Origin of the sequence: Janthinobacterium salmonicoloratum (assembly GCF_051380845.1) — a bacterium.
GTDB lineage: Bacteria > Pseudomonadota > Gammaproteobacteria > Burkholderiales > Burkholderiaceae_D > Janthinobacterium > Janthinobacterium lividum_F.
In genome coordinates, this window is sequence record NZ_JBNYXV010000001.1 from 1,297,307 (window position 1) to 1,324,139 (window position 26,833).

The 26,833-nt window shown below is 60.6% G+C and carries 27 protein-coding genes and 1 tRNA gene; 1 reads left to right on the plus strand and 27 read right to left on the minus strand.

The window, feature by feature from the left end; all coding sequences use genetic code 11:
* Window positions 1-12: 12 nt before the first annotated feature.
* The 20 genes from nuoH to rpsO form a co-directional block, all read right to left on the minus strand.
* The gene (nuoH, locus tag ACQ4WY_RS06000) at window positions 13-1,095 is read right to left on the minus strand and encodes an NADH-quinone oxidoreductase subunit NuoH (RefSeq protein WP_070255609.1); all 1,083 of its coding nucleotides are present in this window, start codon (window positions 1,093-1,095) and stop codon (window positions 13-15) included.
* A complete protein-coding gene (nuoG, locus tag ACQ4WY_RS06005) occupies window positions 1,095-3,428 on the minus strand; it encodes an NADH-quinone oxidoreductase subunit NuoG (protein WP_436503222.1) in 2,334 nt (777 codons plus the stop codon). The genes nuoH and nuoG overlap by 1 nt, the downstream gene beginning before the upstream one ends.
* Before the next feature lie 22 nt (window positions 3,429-3,450).
* Window positions 3,451-4,746 carry an NADH-quinone oxidoreductase subunit NuoF gene (gene nuoF, locus ACQ4WY_RS06010; RefSeq protein WP_099378294.1) on the minus strand — a complete coding sequence of 432 codons (1,296 nt, stop codon included), beginning with the start codon at window positions 4,744-4,746 and terminating at the stop codon, window positions 3,451-3,453.
* Window positions 4,743-5,222: an NADH-quinone oxidoreductase subunit NuoE gene (nuoE, locus tag ACQ4WY_RS06015; protein ID WP_034749989.1), complete on the minus strand. Its 480-nt coding sequence runs from the start codon at window positions 5,220-5,222 to the stop codon at window positions 4,743-4,745. The genes nuoF and nuoE overlap by 4 nt, the downstream gene beginning before the upstream one ends.
* 12 nt (window positions 5,223-5,234) lie before the next feature.
* Window positions 5,235-6,488 (minus strand): NADH-quinone oxidoreductase subunit D, encoded by a 1,254-nt coding sequence (locus ACQ4WY_RS06020; RefSeq protein WP_436503223.1) that lies wholly within the window; start codon window positions 6,486-6,488, stop codon window positions 5,235-5,237.
* Window positions 6,488-7,081 carry an NADH-quinone oxidoreductase subunit C gene (locus tag ACQ4WY_RS06025; protein ID WP_101482092.1) on the minus strand — a complete coding sequence of 198 codons (594 nt, stop codon included), beginning with the start codon at window positions 7,079-7,081 and terminating at the stop codon, window positions 6,488-6,490. Before ACQ4WY_RS06025 ends, ACQ4WY_RS06020 begins: the two co-directional genes overlap by 1 nt.
* A 17-nt stretch (window positions 7,082-7,098) precedes the next feature.
* Window positions 7,099-7,575, minus strand: coding sequence for a NuoB/complex I 20 kDa subunit family protein (locus tag ACQ4WY_RS06030; protein WP_010399733.1), 477 nt, complete (start codon window positions 7,573-7,575; stop codon window positions 7,099-7,101).
* 3 nt (window positions 7,576-7,578) lie between these two features.
* Entirely contained in the window at window positions 7,579-7,938 is a 360-nt protein-coding gene (locus ACQ4WY_RS06035) for an NADH-quinone oxidoreductase subunit A (protein WP_010399734.1), read from the minus strand.
* 177 nt (window positions 7,939-8,115) lie between these two features.
* Window positions 8,116-8,200: transfer RNA gene (locus ACQ4WY_RS06040), tRNA-Leu, on the minus strand.
* Between the two features lie 213 nt (window positions 8,201-8,413).
* Window positions 8,414-8,824, minus strand: coding sequence for a preprotein translocase subunit SecG (secG, locus tag ACQ4WY_RS06045; RefSeq protein ID WP_070255615.1), 411 nt, complete (start codon window positions 8,822-8,824; stop codon window positions 8,414-8,416).
* A 28-nt stretch (window positions 8,825-8,852) separates the two neighbouring features.
* Window positions 8,853-9,602 (minus strand): triose-phosphate isomerase, encoded by a 750-nt coding sequence (tpiA, locus tag ACQ4WY_RS06050; protein WP_436503224.1) that lies wholly within the window; start codon window positions 9,600-9,602, stop codon window positions 8,853-8,855.
* Window positions 9,603-9,674: 72 nt separating this feature from the next.
* Window positions 9,675-10,655, minus strand: coding sequence for an NAD(P)H-quinone oxidoreductase (locus ACQ4WY_RS06055; RefSeq protein ID WP_436503225.1), 981 nt, complete (start codon window positions 10,653-10,655; stop codon window positions 9,675-9,677).
* A gap of 84 nt (window positions 10,656-10,739) precedes the next feature.
* Window positions 10,740-11,348 carry a tetratricopeptide repeat protein gene (locus ACQ4WY_RS06060; RefSeq protein WP_099378290.1) on the minus strand — a complete coding sequence of 203 codons (609 nt, stop codon included), beginning with the start codon at window positions 11,346-11,348 and terminating at the stop codon, window positions 10,740-10,742.
* 62 nt (window positions 11,349-11,410) lie between these two features.
* Window positions 11,411-12,172, minus strand: coding sequence for a GIN domain-containing protein (locus ACQ4WY_RS06065; RefSeq protein ID WP_436503226.1), 762 nt, complete (start codon window positions 12,170-12,172; stop codon window positions 11,411-11,413).
* Between the two features lie 109 nt (window positions 12,173-12,281).
* On the minus strand, window positions 12,282-12,491 hold the full coding sequence (locus ACQ4WY_RS06070; RefSeq protein WP_436503227.1) for a hypothetical protein: 210 nt from the start codon (window positions 12,489-12,491) through the stop codon (window positions 12,282-12,284).
* A 159-nt stretch (window positions 12,492-12,650) separates the two neighbouring features.
* The gene (locus ACQ4WY_RS06075; protein ID WP_436503228.1) at window positions 12,651-14,597 is read right to left on the minus strand and encodes a methyl-accepting chemotaxis protein; all 1,947 of its coding nucleotides are present in this window, start codon (window positions 14,595-14,597) and stop codon (window positions 12,651-12,653) included.
* A gap of 122 nt (window positions 14,598-14,719) precedes the next feature.
* Complete coding sequence (locus ACQ4WY_RS06080; protein WP_436503229.1) at window positions 14,720-15,016, minus strand: hypothetical protein; 297 nt, start codon at window positions 15,014-15,016, stop codon at window positions 14,720-14,722.
* Between the two features lie 9 nt (window positions 15,017-15,025).
* On the minus strand, window positions 15,026-15,721 hold the full coding sequence (locus ACQ4WY_RS06085) for a hypothetical protein (RefSeq protein WP_436503230.1): 696 nt from the start codon (window positions 15,719-15,721) through the stop codon (window positions 15,026-15,028).
* Window positions 15,722-15,934: 213 nt separating this feature from the next.
* Window positions 15,935-18,052 (minus strand): polyribonucleotide nucleotidyltransferase, encoded by a 2,118-nt coding sequence (pnp, locus tag ACQ4WY_RS06090; RefSeq protein WP_353660744.1) that lies wholly within the window; start codon window positions 18,050-18,052, stop codon window positions 15,935-15,937.
* Window positions 18,053-18,273: 221 nt separating this feature from the next.
* The gene (rpsO, locus tag ACQ4WY_RS06095) at window positions 18,274-18,543 is read right to left on the minus strand and encodes a 30S ribosomal protein S15 (RefSeq protein WP_010399743.1); all 270 of its coding nucleotides are present in this window, start codon (window positions 18,541-18,543) and stop codon (window positions 18,274-18,276) included.
* 185 nt (window positions 18,544-18,728) lie between these two features.
* On the opposite strand from rpsO, the gene bamE reads away from it, so the two are divergent.
* Complete coding sequence (gene bamE / locus ACQ4WY_RS06100; protein ID WP_436503231.1) at window positions 18,729-19,226, plus strand: outer membrane protein assembly factor BamE domain-containing protein; 498 nt, start codon at window positions 18,729-18,731, stop codon at window positions 19,224-19,226.
* A gap of 141 nt (window positions 19,227-19,367) precedes the next feature.
* On the opposite strand, the gene ACQ4WY_RS06105 is transcribed toward bamE, so the two are convergent.
* The 7 genes from ACQ4WY_RS06105 to ilvC all read right to left on the minus strand — a co-directional run bounded on the left by ACQ4WY_RS06105 (window position 19,368) and on the right by ilvC (window position 26,807).
* The gene (locus tag ACQ4WY_RS06105; RefSeq protein WP_436503232.1) at window positions 19,368-20,912 is read right to left on the minus strand and encodes a 2-isopropylmalate synthase; all 1,545 of its coding nucleotides are present in this window, start codon (window positions 20,910-20,912) and stop codon (window positions 19,368-19,370) included.
* A 48-nt stretch (window positions 20,913-20,960) separates the two neighbouring features.
* Complete coding sequence (gene pssA / locus ACQ4WY_RS06110) at window positions 20,961-21,812, minus strand: CDP-diacylglycerol--serine O-phosphatidyltransferase (protein WP_436503233.1); 852 nt, start codon at window positions 21,810-21,812, stop codon at window positions 20,961-20,963.
* 157 nt (window positions 21,813-21,969) lie between these two features.
* Entirely contained in the window at window positions 21,970-22,725 is a 756-nt protein-coding gene (locus ACQ4WY_RS06115; protein ID WP_436503234.1) for an SIMPL domain-containing protein, read from the minus strand.
* A gap of 102 nt (window positions 22,726-22,827) precedes the next feature.
* Window positions 22,828-23,595 carry an SIMPL domain-containing protein gene (locus ACQ4WY_RS06120; protein WP_353660739.1) on the minus strand — a complete coding sequence of 256 codons (768 nt, stop codon included), beginning with the start codon at window positions 23,593-23,595 and terminating at the stop codon, window positions 22,828-22,830.
* A 205-nt stretch (window positions 23,596-23,800) separates the two neighbouring features.
* The gene (locus tag ACQ4WY_RS06125; protein WP_436503235.1) at window positions 23,801-25,039 is read right to left on the minus strand and encodes an MFS transporter; all 1,239 of its coding nucleotides are present in this window, start codon (window positions 25,037-25,039) and stop codon (window positions 23,801-23,803) included.
* Window positions 25,040-25,232: 193 nt separating this feature from the next.
* Entirely contained in the window at window positions 25,233-25,643 is a 411-nt protein-coding gene (locus ACQ4WY_RS06130; protein WP_436503236.1) for a hypothetical protein, read from the minus strand.
* Window positions 25,644-25,790: 147 nt separating this feature from the next.
* Entirely contained in the window at window positions 25,791-26,807 is a 1,017-nt protein-coding gene (gene ilvC / locus ACQ4WY_RS06135) for a ketol-acid reductoisomerase (RefSeq protein ID WP_034750044.1), read from the minus strand.
* Between the last annotated feature and the right edge of the window lie 26 nt (window positions 26,808-26,833).

Consider the following 26,833-nt stretch of genomic DNA (forward strand, 5'->3'; position numbering starts at 1 on the left):
GTATGCACTCTCTTACTTCCAAATATTCCAGGATGTCTGCATCCAGGCAGCGACGAAGACCAGGTAGACCAGCGTCAACGGGATAAACACTTTCCAGCCGAGGCGCATGATCTGGTCATAACGGTAGCGTGGGAAAGTACCGCGCACCCAGATGAACACCGACACGATGAAGAAGGTCTTGGCGAACAGCCAGAAGAAGCCGCCGAAACCACCCCAGAACTCGAGGAAGGCAAATGGTGCGGACCAGCCACCGAGGAACATGATCGAAGCCAGGGCGCCGATCAGGATCATGTTGGCGTATTCGGCCAGCATGAACATGGCGTAGGCCATGCCCGAGTACTCGACCATGTGGCCGGCAACGATTTCCGACTCGCCTTCGACGACGTCGAACGGGTGACGGTTGGCTTCAGCCAGGCCCGACACCAGGTAGATGACGAACATCGGCAGCAACGGCAACCAGTTCCACGACAGGAAGTTCACGCCCTTGTCAGCGAAGAAGCCGATTTGCTGGCCGCTGACGATGTCGATGAAGTTCAGGCTGCCCGAGACCATCAGCACGATGACCATCACGAAGCCCATCGGGATTTCATACGAAATCATCTGTGCCGAAGCACGCATGGCGCCCATGAACGAGTACTTCGAGTTCGAAGCCCAGCCGGCGATGATGATGCCGTAGACTTCCATCGAGGTAATCGCCAGCAGCATCAGCAAGCCCGCGTTGACGTTGGCCAGCACGGCTTGCGGACCGAACGGCACGACCGACCAGGCGGCCAGGGCCGGCATGATGGTCATGATTGGGCCGATCACGAACAGGCCCTTGGCGGCCTTGGACGGGATGATGATCTCTTTGAACAAGAGTTTCAGCGCATCGGCGATCGGCTGCAGCAAGCCCAGCGGACCCACGCGGTTCGGGCCGACGCGGATCTGGATCCAGCCGATCAGCTTGCGTTCCCACAAGGTCAGGTAGGCAACCAGGCCCATCAGCGGCAACAACACGCACAGGATCTTGATCAGGGTCCAGAAGAACGGCCACGAGCCGCCCAGCAAATCCTGGCCACTGCTGTTGATGACGTTTACAAATTCAGGCAGAGCCATCAGATTTTCCCCTCTGCTGTTTCAACTGTGATGTCACCGAACATGCCGCCCAGGCTAGCCGTCGAGGCATGCGCCGCCGACACTTTCACCACATTGGCTGGCAGGCCGGCATGAATTGCCGCCACCAGGATGGCGCTGCCGGAGCCTTGCGCCACTTTGACCTTGTCGCCCGCCTTGATGCCCAGCTTTTCAGCCAGCGCCAGGGACAGGTGCGCTTGCGGCGCGGCGCCATCGACCGTGCGCAGCAGCGGTTCGGAGCGGCGTACCAGCGCGTCGGCGAAGTAGATCGGCACGTCGGCGATGCGTTGCAGCGCTGGCGAAGCCGGTGCGTACGATGCCGCTTCCGGCGCGTTCTTGGCGATGTTGTTCAGCTGTGCCGACAAATCGGTCACGCCGGCGCCAAACGCTTCGTCGCGGATCGCTTCGGAGGTGTCGTAGTCGAAACCGGCCAGGCCCAGGATGTTGCCCAGGACGCGCAGCACTTTCCAGGCTGGACGGGTTTCCGCCAGCGGTTTGACGGTGCCGTTGAAGCTTTGCGCGCGGCCTTCGCAGTTGACGAAGGTGCCCGAGGTTTCAGCGAACGGAGCGATCGGCAGCAAGACATCGGCGTAGTCCATGCCGTGCTTGAAAGCGGACATGGCCACGACCATGTCGGCGCCATCCAGGGCGGCGCGGGCCGCTTGTGGATTGGCGGCATCGAGTTCCGGCTCGGCGTGCAGCAGCACGTAAGCTTTTTTCGGCACGGCAAAAGCAGCTTGCACGTTGGCGCGCGGCTTGGCGACCAGGTGCGCGCCAACCGTATTGGCCGCTTCCGTCAGGTAACCGAGCTTGGCGCCCGTCTGTTCGGCGATCCATTGCGCGGCAGCATGCAGTTGCGACGCTTGCGGGTGTTGCGTTGCCGCGTTACCCAGCAGCACCGCGCCGTTGTCACCAGCCATCAGGCTGGCGGCGATGGCGACAGCCACGTCCGAAGCGGTCACCGCTTCAAAACCGTTTGGCGCGGCGATTTCCTTGGCTTTGGCAACCGCGACAACCACTTCCGACAAGGCCGCCAGCCAATCGCTTGGTGCAACGATCATCTTGTTGGCGATGGTGATCAGCTGGTCATCGTCGGAGGCGTGCAGGATCGACAGCTTGGCGCCGCCCTTGACGGACGCGCGCAGACGCGTGGCCAGCAATGGGTGATCCTTGCGCAGGAACGAGCCGATGACGAAGGCGCGCTTGATCTGGCCAAATTCGTTGATCGGCATGCCCAGCCATGGCTTGACGCCGGCGTCCAGCGCGAAGTCGGTCTGGCGCAGGCGGAAGTCGACGTTCTCGGAACCGAGACCGTTGGCCACTTTTTGCAGCAGTACCAGCTCTTCGACCGTCGAATGCGGCGTTGCCAGCGCGGCGATGGCGTCGGCGCCATGCTCGTGCTTGATATTTTTCAGGCCGTGCGCCACGTATTCCAGCGCCGTCTGCCAATCGACTTCTTTCCACTCGTTGCCTTGTTTCAGCATTGGGGAAGTCAGGCGTTCGGCACTGTCCAGCGCTTCGTACGAGAAACGGTCCTTGTCCGAGATCCAGCACTCGTTGACGGCTTCGTTTTCCAGCGGCAATACGCGCTTGACCTTGCCAGCTTTCACTTGCACGATCAGGTTCGCGCCCAAGCCGTCATGCGGGCTGACCGATTTGCGGCGCGACAGTTCCCACGTACGGGCACTGTAGCGGAACGGCTTCGAGGTCAGTGCGCCGACCGGGCACAGGTCGATCATGTTGCCCGACAGTTCGGAGTCGACCGTCTGGCCGACGAAGGACACGATTTCCGAGTGTTCGCCGCGGCCGATCATGCCCAGCTCCATCACGCCGGCCACTTCCTGGCCAAAGCGTACGCAGCGGGTGCACTGGATGCAGCGCGACATTTCCTGCATGGAAACCAGCGGACCGGCTTCCTTCGGCTGCACGACGCGCTTGTCTTCCTTGTAGCGCGATTCGCTCTTGCCATAGCCCACTGCCAAGTCTTGCAACTGGCATTCGCCGCCCTGATCGCAGATAGGGCAATCGAGCGGGTGGTTAATCAGCAAGAATTCCATGACCGACTTTTGCGCCTGCACAGCTTTATCGCTGGCGGAGCGCACGATCATGCCGGCACTGACCGGGGTCGCACAAGCGGGCAAAGGCTTGGGCGCCTTTTCCACTTCGACCAGGCACATGCGGCAGTTCGCTGCGATCGACAATTTCTTGTGATAGCAGAAGTGCGGAATGTAGGTTCCCAATTTGTTGGCGGCGTCCATCACCATGCTACCAGCAGGGACTTCGACTTTTTTGCCGTCTATTTCGATTTCAACCATGGTGATCGTTACCTGACGCAGCTTAGATATATGCGGGCACTAAGCAATGCTTGTGCTCGATATGATATTCAAATTCTTCACGGAAATTCTTAATGAAGGCCCGTACCGGCATGGCAGCCGCATCGCCCAGCGCGCAAATGGTGCGGCCCTGGATGTTGTCGGCGATCGAGTTGAGCATATCCAGGTCGTCTGGACGACCCTGCCCCTGCTCGATGCGGTGCACCATGCGGTACATCCAGCCTGTGCCTTCACGGCAAGGCGTACACTGGCCGCACGATTCTTCAAAGTAGAAGTAGGACAGGCGTTCCAGCGCCTTTACCATGCAGCGTGTTTCGTCCATCACGATGACGGCGCCCGAACCCAACATCGAACCGGCTTTCGCGATCGAGTCGTAGTCCAGGTCGGTCTGCATCATGATGTCGCCGCGGATCACCGGAGCGGACGAGCCGCCAGGGATCACGGCCTTGATCTTTTTGCCACCGCGCATGCCGCCTGCCAGTTCCAGCAGGGTCGCAAACGGGGTGCCGAGCGGTACTTCGTAGTTGCCCGGCTTTTCCACATCGCCCGAGATCGAGAAGATCTTCGAACCGCCATTGTTCGGCTTGCCCATCGCCAGGTATTTCTCTGGACCGATGTTCAGCACGAAGGGCACGGCCGCGAAGGTTTCCGTGTTGTTGATCGTCGTCGGCTTGCCGTACAGGCCAAACGAAGCAGGGAAAGGCGGCTTGAAGCGCGGCTGGCCTTTCTTGCCTTCCAGCGACTCCAGCAGGGCCGTTTCTTCACCGCAGATGTAGGCGCCATAACCATGGTGCGCATGCAACTGGAACGAGAACTCGCTGCCCATGATCTTGTCACCGAGGAAACCGGCGGCGCGCGCCTCTTCCAGCGCTTCTTCGAAACGCAGGTATTCCTGGAAGATTTCACCGTGGATATAGTTATAGCCGACAGTGATGCCCATCGCATAAGCGCCAATGGCCATGCCTTCGATCAGGGCATGGGGATTGTAACGAATGATGTCGCGGTCCTTGAAAGTGCCCGGTTCGCCTTCATCTGTATTGCAGACGAGGTATTTCTGACCCGGGAACTGGCGCGGCATGAAGCTCCACTTCAAGCCGGTAGGAAAACCCGCGCCGCCACGGCCGCGCAAGGACGAAGCCTTGAGGTCGGCGATGATCTGTTCCGGCGTGATTTTCTCTTTCAGGATACGCCGCAGGGCGCTATAGCCGCCGCGGTTCACATAATCTTGCAAATGCCAGTTCTTGCCATCCAGATCCTTCAGGATCAATGGATCGATATGGCGGTTGTGGAGTGACGTCATTTCTTGAGTTCCTCCAGCATGGCGTCGATTTTCTCGTTCGACATCCAGCTGCACATGGTTTTATTACTGACCAGCAAGACAGGCGCATCGCCGCAAGCACCCATGCACTCGCCTTCAACCAGGGTGAACTGGCCGTCTGCGGTGGTTTCGCGGAAATCGATACCCAGTTTCTGCTTCAGGTAGTCTGCAGCGCGCACGCCGCCCGACAGGGCGCATGGCAGGTTGGTGCATACGGTGATCTTGTGCTTGCCCACGGGCTTGACGTTGTACATATTGTAGAACGTGGCCACTTCCTGCACGGCAATCGCCGGCATGCCGATGTAATCGGCCAGTTCCTTCATGGTTTCCGGCGCCAGCCAGCCCAGTTCATCCTGGGCGTGGGCCAGCGCGGCCATGACGGCCGACTGACGCTGGTCGGCCGGGTACTTGGCCAGCTCGCGGTCAATTTTCTTATAGCATTGCTCTGATAACAACATACTTTTTGCCTCTTAGCGGTCAATACTGCCGAACACGATATCTTGCGTCCCGATGATGGTCACGGCGTCGGCAAGCATGTGCCCACGCGCCATCTCGTCGAGCGACTGCAAGTGAGCGTAGTCTGGCGCGCGCAGTTTCATGCGGTACGGCTTGTTGGCGCCATCGGACACCAGATACACGCCGAACTCGCCCTTCGGATGCTCCACGGCACTGTAGGCCTCGCCTGGCGGCACGTGGAAACCTTCCGTAAACAGCTTGAAGTGGTGAATCAGCGATTCCATGTTGGTCTTCATGTCGACGCGGCCCGGAGGCGCCACCTTGCGGTTGCTGGTCATGACAGGACCTTCATTGTTGCGCAGCCACTCCACGCATTGCTTGATGATGCGGTTCGACTGGCGCAGCTCTTCCACGCGGACCAGGTAGCGGTCGTAGCAATCGCCGTTGGTGCCGATAGGAATGTCGAAGTCCATCAGGTCGTACACTTCGTACGGCTGTTTCTTGCGCAAGTCCCACTGCACGCCCGAGCCGCGCAACATGGCGCCCGTAAAGCCCATGGCCAGCGCATCTTCCGGCGAGACCACGCCGATGCCGACGGTACGCTGTTTCCAGATACGGTTGTCGGTCAGCAGGGTTTCGTACTCGTCCACGGAATTCGGGAAACGGCGCGCGAAGTCTTCGATGAAGTCCAGCAGGGAACCCTGGCGGTTTTCATTGAGCTTGCCGATCGCCTTGGCATTGCGGATGATCGACGCCTTGTGCTGCGGCATCGAATCCGGCAGGTCGCGGTACACGCCGCCCGGACGGTAGTAAGCCGCGTGCATGCGCGCGCCCGAGACTGCCTCGTAGGCGTCGAACAAGTCTTCGCGGTCGCGGAAGCAATACAGGAACGGACCCATGGCGCCAACGTCCAGCGCGTGGGTACCGAGCCACATCAGGTGATTCAGGATACGCGTCATCTCGTCGAACATGACGCGGATGTATTGCGCGCGCAGCGGCACTTCCAGGCCCAGCATCTTTTCGATGGCCATCACGTACGCATGTTCATTGCACATCATCGACACATAGTCGAGACGGTCCATGTACGGTACGGATTGCAAATAGGTCTTTTGCTCGGCCAGCTTTTCGGTGGCGCGGTGCAGCAGACCGATATGCGGGTCGGCGCGCTGGATGACTTCGCCATCCATTTCCAGCACCAGGCGCAGCACACCGTGCGCGGCCGGATGCTGCGGCCCAAAGTTCAGGGTGTAGTTCTTAATCTCAGCCATTATTTCATCCCGTAATGTTCTTCGCGGATCACGCGCGGCACGTTTTCCCGCGGCTCGATCGTCACGGGCTGGTAAATCACGCGCTTTTGTTCCGGATCGTAGCGCATCTCGACATAGCCGGAGACGGGGAAATCCTTGCGGAACGGATGGCCGATAAAACCGTAGTCGGTCAGCAGGCGACGCAAGTCGTTGTGGCCTTCGAAGAGGATGCCCAGCAGGTCGAACGCTTCGCGCTCGTACCAGTTGACGGCACGCCAGATGTTCACCACGGAAGGCAGCAGCGGCATGTCGTCGTCCGGTGCGAACACGCGCACGCGTACGCGCCAGTTGTGCTTGACCGACAGCAAGTGCGAGACGGCCGCAAAACGCAGGCCATCCCAGCTACCGTCGCCATAGGTCGAGTAGTCGACGCCGCACAGGTCGAGCAACTGCTCGAAATGCAGGGTCGGATCGTCGCGCAAGGTCTGCATCACGGCCAGATAGTCCTCGGCCTTGACGACCAGGGTGACTTCGCCCAGTGCAACAGTCGTGCTAACGCGATCGCCCAGGGCAGTGCCGAGGGCGTTTTGCAATACTTCTAAATGTGTTGTCATAATCTGAAGCGGCCCGGTTAGCGTGCGATCGTGCTGGTACGCTTGATCTTGTTCTGCAACTGCATGATGCCGTACAGCAAGGCTTCGGCGGTCGGAGGACAGCCAGGCACATACACGTCAACGGGCACGATGCGGTCGCAACCGCGCACCACGGAGTAGGAGTAATGGTAGTACCCGCCGCCATTGGCGCAGGAACCCATCGAAATGACCCAGCGTGGCTCTGCCATCTGGTCGTAGACCTTGCGCAAGGCCGGCGCCATCTTGTTGCACAGGGTGCCGGCAACGATCATGACGTCGGACTGACGCGGCGACGGACGAAACACGACGCCGAAACGGTCCATATCGTAGCGGGCTGCGCCCACATGCATCATTTCGACCGCACAGCAGGCCAGACCGAACGTCATCGGGAACATAGACCCGGTGCGCGCCCAGTTGATCAGCTTGTCGGCCGAGGTGGTGATGAAACCTTCGCTTAATACGCCTTCAATAGCCATGGCTTATTCCCAGTCAAGGGCACCTTTCTTCCAAATGTACCAAAATCCGACCACGAATTCAGCGATGAACACCATCATCGTGACGAAACCGGCCCAGCCCAGGTCGCGCATTGCAACGCCCCATGGGAAAAAGAATGCCGTTTCCAGATCGAACAAAATAAACAGGATTGCGACCAGATAGTAGCGCACATCAAATTTCATGCGCGCGTCTTCGAATGCTTCAAAGCCACATTCGTACGGGGAGAGTTTTGCTGCGTCGGGCTTGTTAGGACCTAACAGGCGCCCCAGGAGCTGGGGAGCGATACCGACACCAAGGCCGATAATAATAAACAGCAGGACGGGGAAGTAATTTTCGAGGTTCACGATTGATAAGCTTATATTGAACGATCGGTTAAATGAGGACGCTGCGATCATTTGCAGCGTATCTAACGCACGACCCCAATCAAAGCTAAGACCAGGATCGAACGACACATCCTCGTAAAAAAAGCCAGCAACTTTGTACGAGCCATGGCTCGTGCGCCGTTGCTGGCTTCTGATTTCTGGTGCCGACGACGAGACTCGAACTCGTACAGCTTTCGCCACTACCCCCTCAAGATAGCGTGTCTACCAATTTCACCACGTCGGCGGTAAGGCCCGTATTCTACTCTGCTTTGCCGCTAAAGTTAATGCACAAATGCATCAAAACACAGATAAAAACGATAAATTTTTACATCTTCCAGCGCGCCACGATTTTTTCCTGTCGCACTGCTGAAACATTGAGCAATAATCTGCCCGTAATGAGAATTACTCTCGATGAGGTGTCGAGATACTACTCAGCGACCACTCAGTTACCACTAATTTACTTCGGAATCGCGCCTGCCGGCGTGCTGGCAACCGGTGCCGCCGCTGCCGGAGCGCTGGCCGCCGGCGCCGCAGGGGCTGCTGGCACCGTCGTCGGGATCGCGCCCGCGCCGGTGACCGGCACTGGCTTGACGACTTTATCCATCACGCCGCCGCCCACCGTGGTGGCGCGCTGATTGGCCATCAGCGACAGGGCCAGGGTGGCGCCGAAGAAGATCGCGGCGGCAACGCCCGTCGATTTCGACATGAAGTTCGACGAACCCGTCGCACCGAACAGGCTGCCCGAAGCGCCCGAACCGAAGGCGGCGCCCATGTCGGCGCCCTTGCCGTGCTGCAGCAACACCAGCGCGATAATCGACAATGCCGAAATAACCTGTACTACCACTACCAGATTGAACATCATGTTCATTGCAATTCCATTCTTAGTTTAAAGTAATTCAATCAGCGGCGTGAATAATCGCCAGGAAATCCGCCGCCTTCAATGCTGCTCCACCGATCAGACCGCCATCGATATCCGGCATCGCCATCAATTCTTTTGCGTTCTCTGGCTTCATGCTGCCGCCGTACAGGATTTGCACGCCGGCGGCCGCTACCGCATTCTTTACCACCAGCTGGCCGCGCAATACCTGATGCACGTCCTGCGCCATTTGTGGCGTGGCTGTCTTGCCCGTACCAATAGCCCAGACTGGCTCATAGGCCAGCACCAGTTTCGCCACGTCGTCGTCGCCAATGGCCGCCAGCACGGCGCCCAGTTGCTGCGCCACCACGGCATTGGTCTGGCCCGCTTCGCGCTGCGCCAGCGTCTCGCCGATGCAGACGATAGGCGTGATGCCCGTCGCCAGCGCGGCAACCGTCTTGGCCGCCACCTGCGCATCGCTCTCGCCATGGTAGGCGCGGCGCTCGGAATGCCCGATCACCACATAGCTGCAGCCAAAATCCTGCAGCATGGCGGTCGAGATTTCTCCCGTGTAGGCGCCGCTGGCGTGCGCGGAAACATCCTGCGCACCCCAGCCGAGAGCCGTGCCTGCCAATTGCGCCTGGCACTGCGCCAGATACGGCGCAGGCACACAGACGGCGCTGGCGGCGCCAGAGGCAGCCAGGCCAGCAACTATTTCAGACAATAACACCGCGTTCGAGGTGCGACTGCCGTTCATTTTCCAATTACCGACGACGAGTTTGCGACGCATAGTAGCCTAAATTCTAATAACCCGTCATTCTAACTCCGGCACCGATGCCGGTCAAACAGGCAGTGCCCCGTTTCAGGCAACTTGCAACATGATCTTGCCCACGTGCGTGCTCGCTTCCATCAAGGCATGCGCCTCGTTGGCTTTTTCCAACGGGAAAGTTTGATAGATCACGGGCTTGATCTTGCCCGCCTCGATCAGCGGCCAGACAGTCGTGCGCAGGTGGTGCGCAATGGCCGCCTTGAAGGCGACGGGACGGGGGCGCAGGGTCGAGCCGCTGATGCTCAGGCGGCGGCGCAGCACTTGACCCAGGTCCAGGGTGGCCTTGGTGCCGCCCTGGACGGCGATCAGGCCGATGCGGCCATCGTCGGCCAGGCAGTCGATTTCGCGCGGCAGGTAGTCGCCCCCCACCATGTCGAGGATGACGTCGACACCCTTGCCAGCGGTCAATTCCTTGACGACGGCAACGAAATCTTCCGTGCGGTAGTTGATGCCCCGTTCGGCGCCCAGCGCCTCGCAGGCGCGCGCCTTCTCGTCGCTGCCGGCCGTGGCGAACACGCGGTGACCGAGCGCAGCCGCCAATTGAATGGCCGCCACGCCGATGCCGGAGGTGCCGCCCTGCACCAATAAGGTTTCGCCATCGGCCAGCGCGCAACGGTCAAACACATTGCTCCAGACGGTAAAGAAGTTTTCCGGCAGGGACGCGCCTTCCAGCGCCGTCAAGCCTTTCGGCAAGGGCAGGCACTGGCCGGCAGGCGCGGCACAGTACTCGGCATAGCCGCCGCCTTGCACCAGCGCGCAGACCAGGTCGCCCTTCCTGAATTCAGTGTTGCTGAAATCGCCATCGACGACTTCGCCCGCCACTTCCAGGCCGGGCAAGTCGGAGGCGCCGGCTGGCGGCGCATATTTTCCCAGGCGCTGCAGCACGTCGGGGCGGTTGATGCCTGCCGCGTGCACCTTGATCAGCAGTTCGCTCGCCTTATATTGCGGCATGGGACGTTGCGCAATCTGCAAAACGTCGGCGGGACCTGGCTGGCTGATGGCAACTGCACGCATGGCTGGACTCTTTCAAGGGGAAACGGCGATTGTACGCCAAGCCGCTTGCCCTTGCAGGCCCCCTCTTGAGGCCGCCCTATCCTCTTAACCGGCGCCCGTCTTCGACTGGCGCGGCAAGGGCGTGCCCGGCTTCCATTTCGCCGACAGGGCCTGCCCTTCCTCAACTTGCTCATGCGTCATCTTGCGCACCACGGCGGCGCGCTGGTCGGCCGCATTCGCGTTGCCATTCGCCGCCGCCAGGTTCCACAGCATGTAGGCGATGACGTTATCCTGCTGCACGCCGCCCATGTGGTAACGGTACATCAGGCCCAGCACCTGCTGCGCCTCGGCATGGTTCTGCTCGGCCGCCTTGCGGAACCAGCCCACGGCCTGCTTGTGGTCTTGCAGCACGGCGTTGCCCGTGTAATACATGGCGCCCACCACGTACTGGGCATCGGCCTTGCCCTGCTCGGCCGCCTTGCGGTGCCAGAACATGGCTTGCTTGTAATCCTGCGGCAAGCCCCGTCCCATGTAATACATCAAGCCCAGCAAATGCTGGGCATCGGCGTTGCCAGTCTTGGCCAGTGGCAATATTTCCTTGTAGGCTAGCGTGTAATTCTTGTTGTTGTAGGCACTGGCGCCTTCGGCGAAGCCAGCCCGCGCGGGTAGCTGTATCGTCAACAGCATGAGTAATGTAATGATCAGTTTTTTCATCGGAATGGGATGTGGTCTGACTACTTATTCTTGTCCTGCCAAAGGCCTGCGGCAGGATGCTTTTATTTCCAGCTAACTTTGCCCAGGCCCTCTACGCTGACATCGCGGTTGGCCGGCTTGCCGTACACCACCACCGAACCGAGGCCGCTCAAGTTCAGTTTGGCATTCGTATGCGCATTCACCGTGGCGTTGCCCAGGCCGCTCAACTCCAGGTTGACGGCATCGGCTTCGAATTGCTGCGCATTCAGGCTGCCCAAGCCGCCCAGGCTGGCTTTCAGGATACGCCCGCGCCCGCCCAGTACCACGGAACCGGCGCCCTGCAAGTCCAGCTCGGCCCGCTCATTATTGCCTATCCATATCTGCATACTGCCCACGCCGCCCAGGCTGGCATTGAGCTTGCGGTAGTCGCCCACCAGCTTGATGCTGCCCGCCCCTTCCAGCGACAGGGTCAGTTCCTCGCCCTTGAAGCCCGTGATATCCGTGCTGCCAAAACCTTCCGAGCTCAGTTCGCGCAAGTTCGGCAAGACCAGGTCGGCGCGGATCGACGACGGGCCGATCTTGAAGCCGCGCACTTCCGTTTCGATGTGCAGGGTGTCGCCGCTTTGCGCCGTGCTGACATCGGCGATGTAGCGCTTGTCGGCCGTGATGCTCAGCGAAGGCACGTTGCCCTGGCGAATGCGCACTTCCATTACGCCATCGAGCTTGACGCGCACCACGCGGGCGTCGACGTTGCGCATTTCCAGCAAGCGGGTCTCGGCGGCCGCGCCGCGCACGAGGCCCAAAGTCGCCAGGAACAGCAGCGCCAGTTGCAGTGTCTTTTTCATGTAATGCATCCTCGGTATCTTGTTTTTATGTTTCGCGGCGCCCTCGTGGAGCTCCAGCGCATTGCCACTGGCTGCCACTGTAGCAGCAGCAAAAATTGCTGACAATCAATTATACGAAACGGGCTTTTTCTGTGGCAGTCAGGCGCTTGGCCTTGACCACCACCACTTGCATGGCAGCCTTGTTCGCTGGCGCGGCCAGGGTGGCCGTGGAACTGGCCACTTGCAGGGCAGGGGCGGCCGGGGCGGTGGCGTAGCAGCTGGCGCTGAGCAGGATGACGGCGGCGACGGCAATGATTTCCATGTTTTTAGCGACGTTCATTTGAATCTCCTCGGGTGTCTGGCAGTGGGCTTGCGGTATGGTGTCACTATAGCCATACCACTCCCGGCAGACACGCCGATTGCGACGAACTGCGCTTTTGGCAGGCTGGCCTGACAAAAACGCGGATGAACGTGCCGATAAGCGTCGCGACTGCTGCGCTTAAAACTCTTCCCACTCGTCTGCGCCCGACTTGGCTGCCTTGACGGGCTTGGCCGGCGACAGCGCGCGGGCTGGCGCCCGCGGTGCAGGAGCGGCTGGCCTGGCCTTGAGGCGCGTCACGGGCGCAGGTGGCGCGGCAGGGCCCGCATCGCCCATGCGGAACATGCCGACAGCTTGCGCCAGGTCCACGGCCTGCTCCTGCAGGCTTTCCGCGGCAGCGGCGGCTTGCTCGACGAGGGCCGCGTTTTGCTGCGTCATGGTATCCATGTGCGTGACGGCCGTATTGATCTCGCCGATGCCGGCGCTCTGTTCGCGGCTGGCCACCGTGATCTCGCTCATGATGGCCGTCAATTGCTGCACCGACGCCACCACCTGGTCCATGGTCTGGCCCGCTTCATCGACGAGGCGGCCGCCCGCATCCACCTTCTCCACCGAGTCGCCGATCAATTCCTTGATTTCCTTGGCCGCGCCAGCAGACCTTTGCGCCAGGTTGCGCACTTCAGATGCCACCACGGCAAAGCCCCTGCCCTGCTCGCCCGCGCGTGCCGCCTCAACGGCCGCGTTCAGGGCCAGGATATTCGTCTGGAAGGCGATGCCGTCGATCACGCCGATGATGTCGACGATCTTGCGCGAGCTTTCCTGGATGCCTGCCATGGTGCCCACCACCTGTTGCACCACGCGGCCGCCCTTGGCTGCCACTTCCGAGGCGGACACGGCCAGCTCGTTGGCTGCGTGGGCGTTTTCCGCATTCTGCTTGACGGTCGAGGTCAGCTCATCCATCGAACTGGCTGTTTCTTCCAGCGCGCCCGCCTGCGCTTCCGTGCGTGACGACAGGTCGGCGTTTCCTGCGGCAATATCGGCTGATTCGCTGCGCACCAGGGTGCTGATGCTGCGGATCTGCACCAGTACGGTGGCGATCTTTTCGACGAACAAATTGAACGCCTTGGCAATCTGCGCCAGCTCGTCCGAACCTTGCGCGTCGAGGCGGCTGGTCAAGTCGCCGTCGCCCGTGGCGATCGCTTCCATCGCATCGCGCACCAGCCCCAGACGGCGCAAGGCGCGCGCCACCAGCGCGCTCAATACCGTGGCGGCCAGGACCAGCACCAGCAAGGCCGTCAGGGCCGAGGCGCGCAGCATGGAGCTCAGGGCCTGCGTCGCTTCTGCGCGGTCGAGCACGGTCGCCAGCAGCCAGTCGCTGCCCGGCACTTTACTCACATGCAAGATGCCGTTACGTTCGCCGAGGCGAATGGCGGCGCCATCGCCGCTCTTTTCGATTTCGGCCAGCGCCTGCGCGCTCAAGCCCGGGTCCAGCTCGGCCAGCGGTTTCAGGGTCAGCTTACCGTCCGGGTGGGCGATGATCTTGCCGCCGCCATCGACGAGGAAGGCGTAGCTGGACGCCGTTGGCTTGATCGAGGCGACGTTTTGCACCACGGCATCCATCATCACATCGGCCGCCATCACGCTTGTCACGCTGCCCTTGCCGCCCAGCGGCTCGGCAAACGTCACCACCAGCTTGCCCGTGCTGGCGCCGATATACGGTGCCGTGATGACGGGGCCGCCCGCTTCGGAGGCCAGCTTGTACCAGGGACGCGCCGTGGGATCGTAGTCGGCGGCGCGCTTGCGCTCTTGCGAAAAGACGGCGTGCTTGTCGGCAAAGCCGATATACGCCATGTCAAAGGTGCCCGCCTGCTCGGCCGCCTTCAGGGCCGGCAACGGATCGGCCGCCGTGGCGCCCTGCTTGAGCGAAGCCACGACGGCTTGCTTGGAACGCAGCCATTCGGCGATGGCCTGCGCATGGCTGTGCGACAACTGCAGCATCTGCGTGTCGAGCGCCGCCAGGGTGCTTGAGCGCGTAGTGAAGAAATTGGCAATGGCGACGGCCAGCATGGCCAGCACGACGATGGAAACGGCGATGGCGATCAGCCGCGCCTTAAGGGAGGACAACATGGTGCATCCAATAAAAAAAGAGAAAATCGGGAGGGATGCGCCATGGTCGATGAATAAGATTTTGTCGTCAAGCAATACCGACTCTCAATTACCCATAAACAACAATTGATACCATATATTAACTACGTCTCGCCGCGCAGCTTGCGCAAGGCCGGCGATTCGCCGCCCGTCGCCTCGATGCGGAAGCGGGCAAATGCCTGCTCCAGCTCAGGGTAGCGGCGCAAGCGGCCCTCGGTAAAGTAGCGCCCACCCGGGATATCACCCCACGGCAACGGCACGGCCATGGCGCCGGCGGCCGCCTGCGCCAGCAGTGGCCCCAGCGCGCTGCGCAAGTCGGCCACCTCAGCGTCCACGGGTGCCAGTCGGGCCAGCCATTGTTCCAGTTCGGCGGCATGGGCTTGCAAACGCTGTTGCTCCATCATCTCTCCTCAATTCTTGATCGTGCCGATCAGCACGGGGACCGACCATAAGCTACGGTTGGGTAGCAGATATTGTTGCGCACCGCCACGGCGGCGCACCAGCCCGCCCAGCTCTTCCGTCGGCGCCACCTGGCTGACGAACACGTTGACGGTGCCCTTGGGCATGATCTGATACACATCATACAGCGGCGCCTCGCTCTTCAAGGGCAAGCCAAAACAGTCGGCCAGGCTGGCACAGCGGCCCGACGCCAGCTGCAATTGCGCGCCGGTGGTGAAATAGGGCGAGTACGGCGACACATTCTGGCCACGCGGCACGATCTTCACCAGCGCGGCCGACATGGCTTGCAGGTCGGGCAAGGTACTGCCGGAAGCAAGCTGTTCGACTGCCCGCGCGTAAATCGTCTCGGCCGGCGCGGCAGGATCGGCGGCGCGCAGTTCGCGCAGGAACTGCTGCCCTGCCCCGCTATCGAGATAGGGATCGATCGCTTCGCGCTGCAATCCCGCCGTCTTGAAGGTGCTGAGGTCATTGATTTCGCGCGCATGCACGGCGCGCAGGGCGTCGAGGTCTTGCGCCGGCATGGCTGCGGACGCGGCAGCGATGGGGATGGGCAGCGGCACCGGCGTGGGTGGGTTGTCCAGCTGCGCCCGGACACCGGGCGCGACGGCAAGCAGAAAGGCGGCGGCCAGCCCGCAGAATGTGCGCATGCTGCATCTCCTTGGAAGACTCGTTCAGGGGAATATCCATCCCAAATCTACAAGGAGCAAAACAGGCCGATGCGAGCTGCATCAAGGCCAGCGCAGACAGGCGGGCAAGGCGGCATCCACCTTCGATACAGCGCAAACAAGACGTAAAAAAACCGCCAGGGCTTGCGCGCTGGCGGTTTTTGAGCATGCGGCCGAAGCCGCATTCAGACTAACTTAAGCGGCTGGCGCTTCGTTGCCTTCAGCAGCTTTCATCGACAGCTTCAGGCGGCCGCGGTCGTCCGTTTCCAGCACTTTGACGCGAACCAGCTGGCCTTCTTTCAGGTAGTCGGCCACGGCGTTGACGCGCTCGTTGGCAATCTGGCTGATGTGCAGCAAGCCGTCTTTGCCTGGCATGACTTGCACGATGGCGCCGAAGTCCAGCAGTTTCAGCACGGTGCCTTCGTAAGTCTTGCCCACTTCGACGGAAGCGGTCAGTTCTTCGATGCGGCGCTTGGCTTCCTGGCCGGCAGCAGCGTCAACGGAAGCGATGGTGACCACGCCTTCGTCGCTGATGTCGATCTGGGTGCCCGTCTCTTCGGTCAGCGCGCGAATCACGGCGCCGCCCTTGCCGATTACGTCACGGATTTTTTCCGGGTTGATCTTGATGGTGATCAGACGCGGTGCGAAATCGGATAGTTCGGTTTTGACGTGCGGCATGGCTTTTTGCATTTCGCCCAGGATGTGCTCGCGGCCTTCCTTGGCTTGCGCCAGTGCCACTTGCATGATTTCCTTGGTGATGCCCATGATCTTGATGTCCATCTGCAGCGCCGTGATACCGTTGCGGGTACCGGCTACCTTGAAGTCCATGTCGCCCAGGTGATCTTCGTCGCCCAGGATGTCGGACAACACGGCAAACTTGCCGCCTTCCTTGATCAGGCCCATGGCGATACCGGCCACGTGTTCTTTCATCGGCACGCCGGCGTCCATCAGTGCCAGGCAGCCGCCGCACACCGATGCCATCGACGAGGAACCGTTCGATTCCGTGATTTCCGATACCAGGCGCACCGAGTAGCTGAACTCTTCAGCTGCTGGCAGGGCGGCGATCAGCGCGCGCTTGGCCAGGCGGCCATGGCCGATTTCGCGGCGTTTAGGCGTACCGACACGGCCCGTTTCGCCGGTGGCGAACGGAGGCATGTTGTAATGCAGCATGAACGAATCGGTGAACTCACCCATCAGCGCATCGATCTTCTGGCTGTCGCGGGCGGTGCCCAGGGTAGCGACGACCAGCGCTTGCGTTTCGCCGCGCGTGAACAGGGCCGAACCGTGGGTGCGTGGCAGCACGCTGGTGCGGATCGAGATCGGACGCACGGTGCGCGTGTCGCGGCCGTCGATGCGTGGCTCGCCGTCCAGGATTTGCGTACGCACGATTTTCGCTTCGATGTCGAACAGGATGTTGTTCACTTCTGCGCTGTCGATGGAGGCGCCGCCAGCAGCAGCCGCTTCAGCCGACAGGTCGGCGATCACTTCCGACGTCGCCGCTTTCAGCTTGGCCGTACGCTCTTGCTTATCCTTGGTTTGATACGCGTCATTGATCTTGGCGTTGGCGAAATGCGCGACGCGGGCGATCAGTGCTTCGTTTTTCGGCGCAGGCGCCCATTCCACTTCCGGCTTGCCGCCGTCACGCACCAGGTCGTGAATCGCGTCGATGACGACTTTCATCTGCTCGTGGCCGAAGACCACGGCGCCCAGCATGATTTCTTCGGACAGCTGTTTCGCTTCCGATTCGACCATCAGCACGGCCGTTTCGGTACCGGCGACAACCAGGTCCATTTCCGACGTTTTCAGTTGCTGGACGGTTGGATTCAGGATGTACTGGCCGTTGGCGTAACCAACGCGCGCGGCGCCGATAGGACCGCTGAAAGGCACGCCCGATACGCACAGGGCAGCCGAGGCGCCGATCATGGCGGCGATGTCCGGATCGATTTCAGGGTTGACCGACAACACGTGAATGATGACTTGCACTTCATTCAGGTAGCCTTCCGGGAACAGCGGACGGATAGGACGGTCGATCAAACGGGATGTCAGTGTTTCTTTTTCGGAAGGACGGCCTTCGCGCTTGAAAAAACCGCCCGGGATTTTACCGGCAGCATAGGTTTTTTCAACATAATCAACCGTCAAAGGGAAGAAATCCTGGCCTGGCTTGGCATCTTTGCGTGCCACTACCGTTGCCAGAACGACGGTATCTTCGATCGACACCAGCACTGCGCCGGATGCCTGACGTGCGATTTCGCCGGTTTCCAGGGTCACCTGATGTTGACCGTACTGGAAGGTTTTCGTAACTTTGTTAAACATGGGGTATCCCTTTTCTAATTGCCGACAGATTTTCAGGGGCTGTCGTTCACCTCACCACAGGCGGTGGAAAAACCGTTGCCGCCTTTACTACTTTACTTTTAAAACATGATATCGGTAAGAGAATACTTTACTTACAGATATAAATCCGGATTTCAAATGACAAAATGCCCGCGTCAGCGAACTGGCGCAGGCATTTCTGTATAAACCTTGTACGGCAAAAATTACTTGCGCAGACCAAGTTTAGCGATCAGGTCGCGATAACGGGTAGCGTCTTTAGCCTTCAGGTAGGACAACAGGCTCTTACGACGGTTGACCATCATGATCAGGCCGCGGCGGGAGTGGTGATCTTTCGAGTGGGCTTTGAAGTGGCCGTTCAGTTCGTTGATGCGAGCTGTCAGCAGTGCAACTTGCACTTCAGGGGAGCCGGTGTCGTTTTGACCACGTGCGTTGTCCGCGATGATAGCGGCTTTGTTGATGTTTTCTACTGTCATGATAAACCTTTCACATGCGGTGCACAGAGTCTGAACCCTATCCACCGTGAACTACGATTATTAAAATACTGGCCTATGCTTCTAACCAGACGCGCAAGTATATCGGAAAAAAGCCCGCCTGTATCCTGTCGTGCGGCCTTTTCTCGGTGCATGATAGGATTTTCCTGCATTTCAGGAGGTCAAACATGAAAAAACTGCTCAAATTGGCAACACCGCTGCTGTTTGCCGCGCTGGCCGGCTGCGCCAGCTGGAACGTCCCGCCTCCCCAGCCGGGCGAGCCGCGCGCCGCCGTGGAAGCGCGCCTGGGCCGGCCGACGGCCATCTACACATTGCCCACGGGCCCGGAACTGGAATACGCGACAGGCCCATACGGCCAGTACACCTACATGGCCCGCTTCGGCCCCGACGACAAGTTAATTTCCTACGAGCAAGTGCTCGACACGCCGGGCTTTGCCCGCATCAAGGTGGGCGTGTCGACCCAGCAAGACGTGCTGCACACCCTAGGCCGCCCGACGGAAAAATCCTATCTGTCCATCCCGAAACTCACCGTCTGGTCTTACCGCTACAAGGAATCGGGCGTGTGGGATTCCATGATGCACGTGCACTTCGACCACGACGGCATCGTGCGCATGATGATGAACGGGCCCGATCCGGACAAGGAAGAGCGGCGGTCTTTCTGGTGACATATTACTGGCGCAACGACGCCTGATAAAACCGTAGCGAGCGGCAGTGATTTGCGGCCGAGAAGCGCAGCCGTGCTGAAGCACGGTGAGCATCGCCGGCCGCAAAGCGCGACGCGCAGTAGGTTTAATCAGGCGTCCTCCCTACGGCTGCGGGTCGATGCGCTCATCCTTGGCATGCAATTTGTTGAGCGCCGCCAAATACGCCTTGGCCGACGCGACGATGATGTCCGGGTCGGCGCCCACGCCGTTGACGATGCGCCCGTCGCGCGACAGGCGCATCGTCACTTCGCCCTGCGACTGCGTGCCCGTGCTGATGGCATTGACGGAGAACAAGACCACCTCCGCGCCGCTGGCGGCCGCGCTTTCGATGGCATTGACTGTGGCGTCGACGGGGCCGTCGCCCTGCCCTTCGCAGCTGCGCTGCACGCCGCCGACGAGAAATTCCACGCGCGCATGCGGCACGGCGCCCGTCGTCGACTGCTGCATCAAGGAAATGAAACGGTAGTGCTCACTCTCCTGCGCCTGCTGTTCCTCACTGACGAGGGCCATGATGTCTTCATCGAAAATCTCGGATTTCCGGTCCGCCAGCTCCTTGAAACGCAGGAAAGCGGCGTTGATTTCCGCCTCGGATTCAAGCGCGATGCCCAGCTCGTACAGCCGCTGTTTGAAAGCATTGCGGCCCGACAGTTTTCCCAACACGATCTTGTTGGCCGTCCAGCCCACGTCTTCGGCGCGCATGATTTCATACGTCTCGCGCGCTTTCAATATGCCATCCTGGTGAATGCCGGACGCGTGCGCAAAGGCGTTCGCGCCGACGACGGCCTTGTTCGGCTGCACGGCAAAGCCCGTAATTTGCGACACCATTTTTGATGCGGCCACGATTTGCGTTGTATCGATGCCCACCGTCAAGTTGTAATAGGCGGCGCGCGTGCGCAGCGCCATTACCACTTCTTCCAGCGCCGTGTTGCCGGCCCGCTCGCCGAGTCCATTGACCGTGCATTCGATCTGCCGCGCGCCACCGATCATGACGCCGGCCAGCGAATTGGCGACTGCCAGGCCCAGGTCGTTATGGCAATGCACGGACCAGATGGCTTTATCGGAGTTCGGTATGCGTTCGCGCAAACGCTTGATGGTATTGCCAAAGATTTCAGGCACGGCGTAACCCACCGTGTCGGGGAAATTGATGGTGGTGGCGCCTTCGGCGATCACGGCTTCCAGCACGCGGCACAAAAAATCCTCGTCGGAGCGGCTGCCGTCTTCGGGGCTGAATTCGATGTCGTCCGTGAACTGGCGCGCGTAGCGCACGGCGTTTTGCGCCTGCGTAAGCACTTGCTCGGGCGTCATGCGCAGTTTCATCTGCATGTGCAGGGGCGAAGTGGCAATAAACGTATGGATGCGCTTGCGCTCGGCTGGCGCCAGGGCTTCGGCGGCGCGGGCGATGTCGCGGTCGTTGGCGCGCGACAGCGAGCAGATGGTGGATTCGCGCACGGCGCCGGCAATCGCCCGTATCGACTCGAAGTCGCCCTGCGAGGCAGCGGCGAAGCCCGCCTCGATCACATCGACCTTCATGCGTTCGAGCTGCTTGGCTATGCGCAGCTTTTCCTCGCGCGTCATGGAGGCGCCCGGCGATTGCTCGCCGTCGCGCAAGGTGGTGTCAAAAATGATGAGTCGGTTGCTGGTGTTCATGGCTGCTCCTGGCTGGCTGAAGACTGGCGACGCTACCGACTCAGCGCATCAATGCTCGTGGTCGGTCTGGATGATACTGACGGGCTTGCCCTTCGCCATGCGCCAGAAAAACACGGCGTAGCCGGACAGGCCATAGGCGACGAAAATCGGGAACAGCACTTTCGGCGGATCGATGGATATGAGCGCGAAGAACAATGCCAGCAGGAATACCACGATGAAGGGCACGGACTTGCGGAAATTCACATCCTTGAAGCTGTAGAACGGCACGTTGGTGACCATGGTCAGGCCCGAGAACAGGGCGATCGTCCACGATACCCAGGCCAGCTGGTTGCCGGCAAATTCCAGGTCGTTCATCAGCAGGATAAAGCCGGCCACCATGGCCGCCGCTGCCGGGCTGGGCAAGCCCTGGAAGAAGCGCTTGTCGACCACGGCGATATTCGTGTTGAAGCGGGCCAGGCGCAAGGCGGCGCCGGCGCAATACACGAAGGCGGCCAGCCAGCCCAGTTTACCCATGCCGCGCAGCGACCATTCATAGATCACCAGTGCCGGCGCGGCGCCGAACGACACCATGTCGGACAGGCTGTCGTACTGGGCGCCGAATTCGCTCTGCGTATTCGTCAGGCGGGCGATGCGGCCATCGAGGCCGTCGAGGATCATGGCGATAAAGATCGCCCAGGCCGCGTGTTCGAATTTCTGGTTCATGGCCATGACGATGGCGTAGAAGCCGCAAAACAGGGCTGCCGTCGTGAAGGCGTTCGGCAACAGATAGATGCCGCGGCGGGGCAAGGTTTTCTTGCCAGTGCCATCGGTCACCGGCTGGCGCACGAATTTGCTGAAGCGGGACGCTTTGGATACTGCGGGGGTGCCGTTCTTGCCTCTACGACGGGGGAAGTTTGCCATGTTGTTCCATATCTTGTGTACTGCGGGGGATTCGGTGCCAGATGGCAGGCGCATTCGTCTTGCGGCATGCGCCTGCCGATGTTGCCATTATAGAGGAGCCACCGCCAAAGAAAAGCGCGGCGGCGTCAAGCTGGCAATATTGACGCCTATTCAAGCATCATTTGAACTTGACCTTCGCCACCAGGCCCATGTTGAGTGTCGTTTCGCCTGGTTCGAAGCTCGGTTCGGCCACCTGGTTGCCGCCATAGCCCATGGAGTCGGCGCTCATGTTGCGCGCGCCGGCCACGCTGACGCGCTGCGCGTAATTGCCCGAGCCCTCGAAATCGATGGTATCGATGACGGCGTCATTGACATTGCGGCCCATGGCGCCGGCGATGGCGGCCACGCGCTCGTTCAAGTTCTTGTACGCGGCGGCGATGCGCTGGTCATCGAGCTTGCGGACCGTGGCGGGCGCCAGGCCGAAGTTCAGGCGGTTCAGGGTCAGCACGCCTTGCGCTGCGGAAACGGTTTTCGGCAAGGCGGCCAGATTCGTCGTCGTCACCTGCAGATACTGGCCCACTCTCCAGCCGGTCGGCACTCTTGGCTTGGCGGCGACGCCCGGCGGCAGGGGCGCCGTTTCCGGGTACACGGCATACGTGTAATAGCCCTGGGTCTTCAGCACGGCTTGCGGATCGGCTTTCTTGACGATGGCCGCGCCCTGGTTCATCTTCTGGTTGACGCGCGAGGCGGCAGCGGCCTTGTCCTTGTCCTGCTCTTCGATGGCCAGGGTGACGGTCACCTGGTCGTTCGCGTGCACCACTTCGCCGTTGGCGGGCACCACCACGAGGGTGCCGGAGGTGGGCAGGCTTTGCGCTTGGGCGGACAGGGCAACGGTAGCGGCGGCGGCAGCCAGCATAGCTTTCATGACGGTCATGGTGTTCTCCTGGAAAATAATGGGGCAAAAACGACCATGGGGCCAACAGCCCCATGATTTCTTAAAACATGCTAACGCGAAAATCTTTTCGCTTTGGCAATCTTACTTGAACTTGACCTTGCCGACGACACGCATGTCGAGCGTCGTTTCGCCCGGCTCGAAGCTCGGTTCGGCGACGGTGCTGTCTTCGGCCATCTTGGCGCTGCGCATCATCATCGGTGCGGCGGCAGGACGGCTTTCGGTGGCGTAGTTACCCGAACCTTCGAAGTCCACCGTATCGAGTACGGCGTCGGAGACATTGCGGCCCATGGCCTTGGCGATGGCGGCCACGCGCTCGTTCAGGTTTTTATACGTGGCGGCGATGCGCTGGTCGTCCAGCAGGCGGATGGTTTCCGGCTTCAAGCCGAAATTCAAGCCATTCAGGGTCAGCACGCCTTGCGCCGCCGACACGGTTTTTGGCAGGGACGCCAGATTGGCCGTCGTCACTTCCAGGTACTGACCGACGCGCCAGGCCGTTGGCAAACGCGGCTTGGCGACGGCGCCAGCCGGCAGTGGACGCTCTTCCGGGTACACGGGATAGGTGTAGTAACCGTACGATTTCAGTGCCGCCGACGGATCGGCCTGCTTGACGATGGCGATGCCCTTGTTCATCTTCTGGTTGACTCTCGACGCGGCGGCAGCCTTGTCCTTGTCCTGTTCTTCCACGGCCAGGGTAGCGACCACCTGGTCATTGACATGCTTGACTTCGCCAAATGCGGGTACGACCACCAGGGTGCCGTTGGTTGGCAGGGTTTGAGCTTGTGCGTGGGCTTGCGCGCTCAGGGCAACGGTGGCTGCGGCGGCAACAAGGACGGATTTCATCACGGTCATGGGGTACTCCTAGGTAGTTAATATGGCTGACAGTCCGCGAAGGGGGTGCTTTTGCCACCCCTTTCGCCTGAGAAACTTGTCAAACTGTGTAGATTCTAACGCCTCATTCGTTCCCGTGGCGCAAATTAACAAATCGTCACAAAATGTGCTGACCAGTCACATCTGCTCACATTTCAATACACTGCCATTCAAAATAACAGTGTTCTTAGTGACTCACCACCGCGCCGCCGCTGCGCCGGCCCGGCTTGAAACTGTGGCGGTGCGCGCGCCATGCGATAGTCAATGCCACCAGCAGCAAGGCCAGCATGGCCCACGGGAACGATGCCGCGCCATAGCCGTCGAGCAGCAAACCGCCGGCCAGGCCGCCGCCCGCGATGGCCACGTTCCAGATGGTCGCCACCATCGCTTGCGCCACATCCATGCCATCGCCGGCCGCGTCCGCCGACGCCGTCTGCAGCAGGGTGCCGGCGCCGCCGAAGGTGATGCCCCAGATGGCCATGCTGATATAGATGACGGCGGGCGAATCCATCGCCAGCCCCAGCGCCACCACCACGAGGGCAAGGGCGGCGATACAGCCCAGCACGAGCGGGCGCAGCCAGCGGTCGATCAGCCGGCTGACCAGCCAGATGCCCGCCAGGGACCCCACGCCATACACGAGCAGCACCAGGTCGATGCGGGGGCGCAAGCCGGACGGCGCCAGGAACGGTGCGATATACGTATATAAAATGTTATGTGCCAGCATCCAGGCGACGATGACAAACAGAATCGGCCGCACGCCCGGCGTCATGAACACCTGGCGTATCGACAGGCGTTCGCCATTCTTTTGCCCTGGATAGTCGGGCACGGCAGCCAGTATCCAGGCGACCAGCACCACGGTCAGGCCGGACATGATGCCGAAGATACTGCGCCAGCCCAGCACGCCGCCCATCAACGTACCCAGCGGCACGCCCAGCGACAGGGCCAGCGGCGTGCCGATCATGGCGATCGCCATCGCCCTGCCCTGCTGTTCGACGGACACCATGCGGCGCGCATAGCCGGCCATCAAGCCCCAGGCCAGCCCGGCGGCCATGCCGGCCAGGAAACGCGAGGCCAGCGCCACCATGTAGTTAGGCGCCAGTGCCGTCATGGTATTGAAGAGCAGGAAGCCGCCGACGGCCAGCAGCAGCACCTTGCGGCGGCGCCAGCCGCTGGTCATGGCGGTCAAGGGGATGGCTGTCAGGATGGAGCCGATCGCAAACACCGTGACGAGCTGGCCCGTCATGACTTCGGAAATGCCGAGGCCCTGTGAAATCTGCGGCAGCAGGCCGGCGGGCAAGGTTTCGGCCAGGATGGCGATAAAGCTGGTCATCGCCAGCGCCAGCAAGGCGGCCAGCGGAAAGCGTTGGGAAATGGAAGTGCCAGCAGGGCCTGAAACAGGCACTGCAGCGGTCAAACGGTCAGTCATGTGGGTACCTCGGGTTGCGCAGGCGACGTTTCAACGAGCCTGGCGTGCGATTAAAACAGCGGTAATGCGCGTTGCGGTCGGCAGAAACCGAAACAGATGCAGTAGCGAGCGCAACTGCAAAGGAAGGGCGGAATTGTAGCGCAAACGCAGCAACAGCGTGCGCAGGAAAAAAGCCGTGTTCAAACAGCCATGCTCACGCTGGCGTCATGCAGGCATCATTGGCCGCCTTGCGTGGCGAAAACCAGGCATTCGATTTCGGACTGAACAGGAAGGCACAGATGACGACGAACGTGAGCGCGCCAGGCAAGACGTTCATCTTGAGCGGCACGGTCGCCAGGCTGAGCGCAATGTCGATCACGCCCCACACCAGATAAACAGTGCGCGCGCCACGCTGCCTTTGCAGCATGGCCACCGCTGCCACCAGGGTAATGCCAAGACTGGCGAGCAACAGCGCGTATTGCACCTCGGCGGGAATCGCGCTGCGCGCCATCCACGCCAGCATGGCGGGATCGTTGCGGCCGAGGTAAGCCGACACCAGGGATGACAGCGAGCCGATGAACAGAAACCAGCAGCTGAGGGCAACCGAGACGGGGCGCTTGATCACATGAAGATTCCCAACAAAAACTTTAGAAAAAACAAGCATGGTGCTGACGGTATTTTTAAATGGCCCTGATTGTAACGGATGTTCCCTGCCTAGCGCCTGCGCATAAAAAAAGCCGGCTGGCGCCGGCTTTGCTATGCAACAGACTACTTAGTTCTTCGACTGGTCAACCATCTTGTTCTTGGCGATCCAAGGCATCATGGCGCGCAGTTTTGCGCCCACTTCTTCGATCTGGTGCTCGGACGTCAGACGGCGACGCGAGATCAGGGTCGGTGCGCCAGCCTTGTTTTCCAGGATGAAGCTCTTCGCGTACTCACCCGTTTGAATGTCTTTCAGGCATTGACGCATCGCATCCTTGGTGGCCGACGTCACGACTTTAGGACCGGTCACGTATTCGCCGTATTCGGCGTTGTTCGAGATCGAGTAGTTCATGTTGGCGATGCCGCCTTCATAGATCAGGTCGACGATCAGTTTCAGTTCGTGCAAGCACTCGAAGTAGGCCATTTCAGGAGCGTAGCCCGCTTCCGTCAGGGTTTCGAAACCGGCCTTGATCAGTTCAACGGCGCCGCCGCACAGCACGGCCTGTTCGCCGAACAAGTCCGTTTCGGTTTCTTCGCGGAAGTTCGTTTCGATGATGCCGGCACGGCCGCCGCCGTTGGCCGAGGCGTACGACAGGGCGATATCGCGGGCGATGCCCGATTTGTCCTGGTACACGGCGATCAGGTGGGGCACGCCGCCACCTTGCGTGTAGGTAGCGCGCACGGTGTGGCCCGGGGCTTTCGGCGCGACCATGATCACGTCCAGGTCGGCGCGTGGCACGACTTGGCCGTAATGCACGTTGAAGCCGTGGGCAAAGGCCAGGACGGCGCCCTGCTTGGCGAACGGGGCGATGTTTTCGTTATAGACCTGGGCGATGTTTTCATCTGGCAGCAAGATCATGATGACGTCAGCTGCTTTCACGGCGTCATTGACTTCTGCTACTTTCAGGCCGGCTTGCTCGACCTTGGTCCACGAAGCGCCGCCCTTGCGCAGGCCGACGGTGACGTTGACGCCCGAATCGTTCAAGTTTTGTGCGTGCGCGTGGCCTTGCGAACCGTAGCCGATGATGGCAACGTTTTTGCCTTTGATCAAGGAGAGGTCAGCGTCTTTGTCGTAAAAAACTTTCATGGTATTTCCTATAATTTGATGATGCG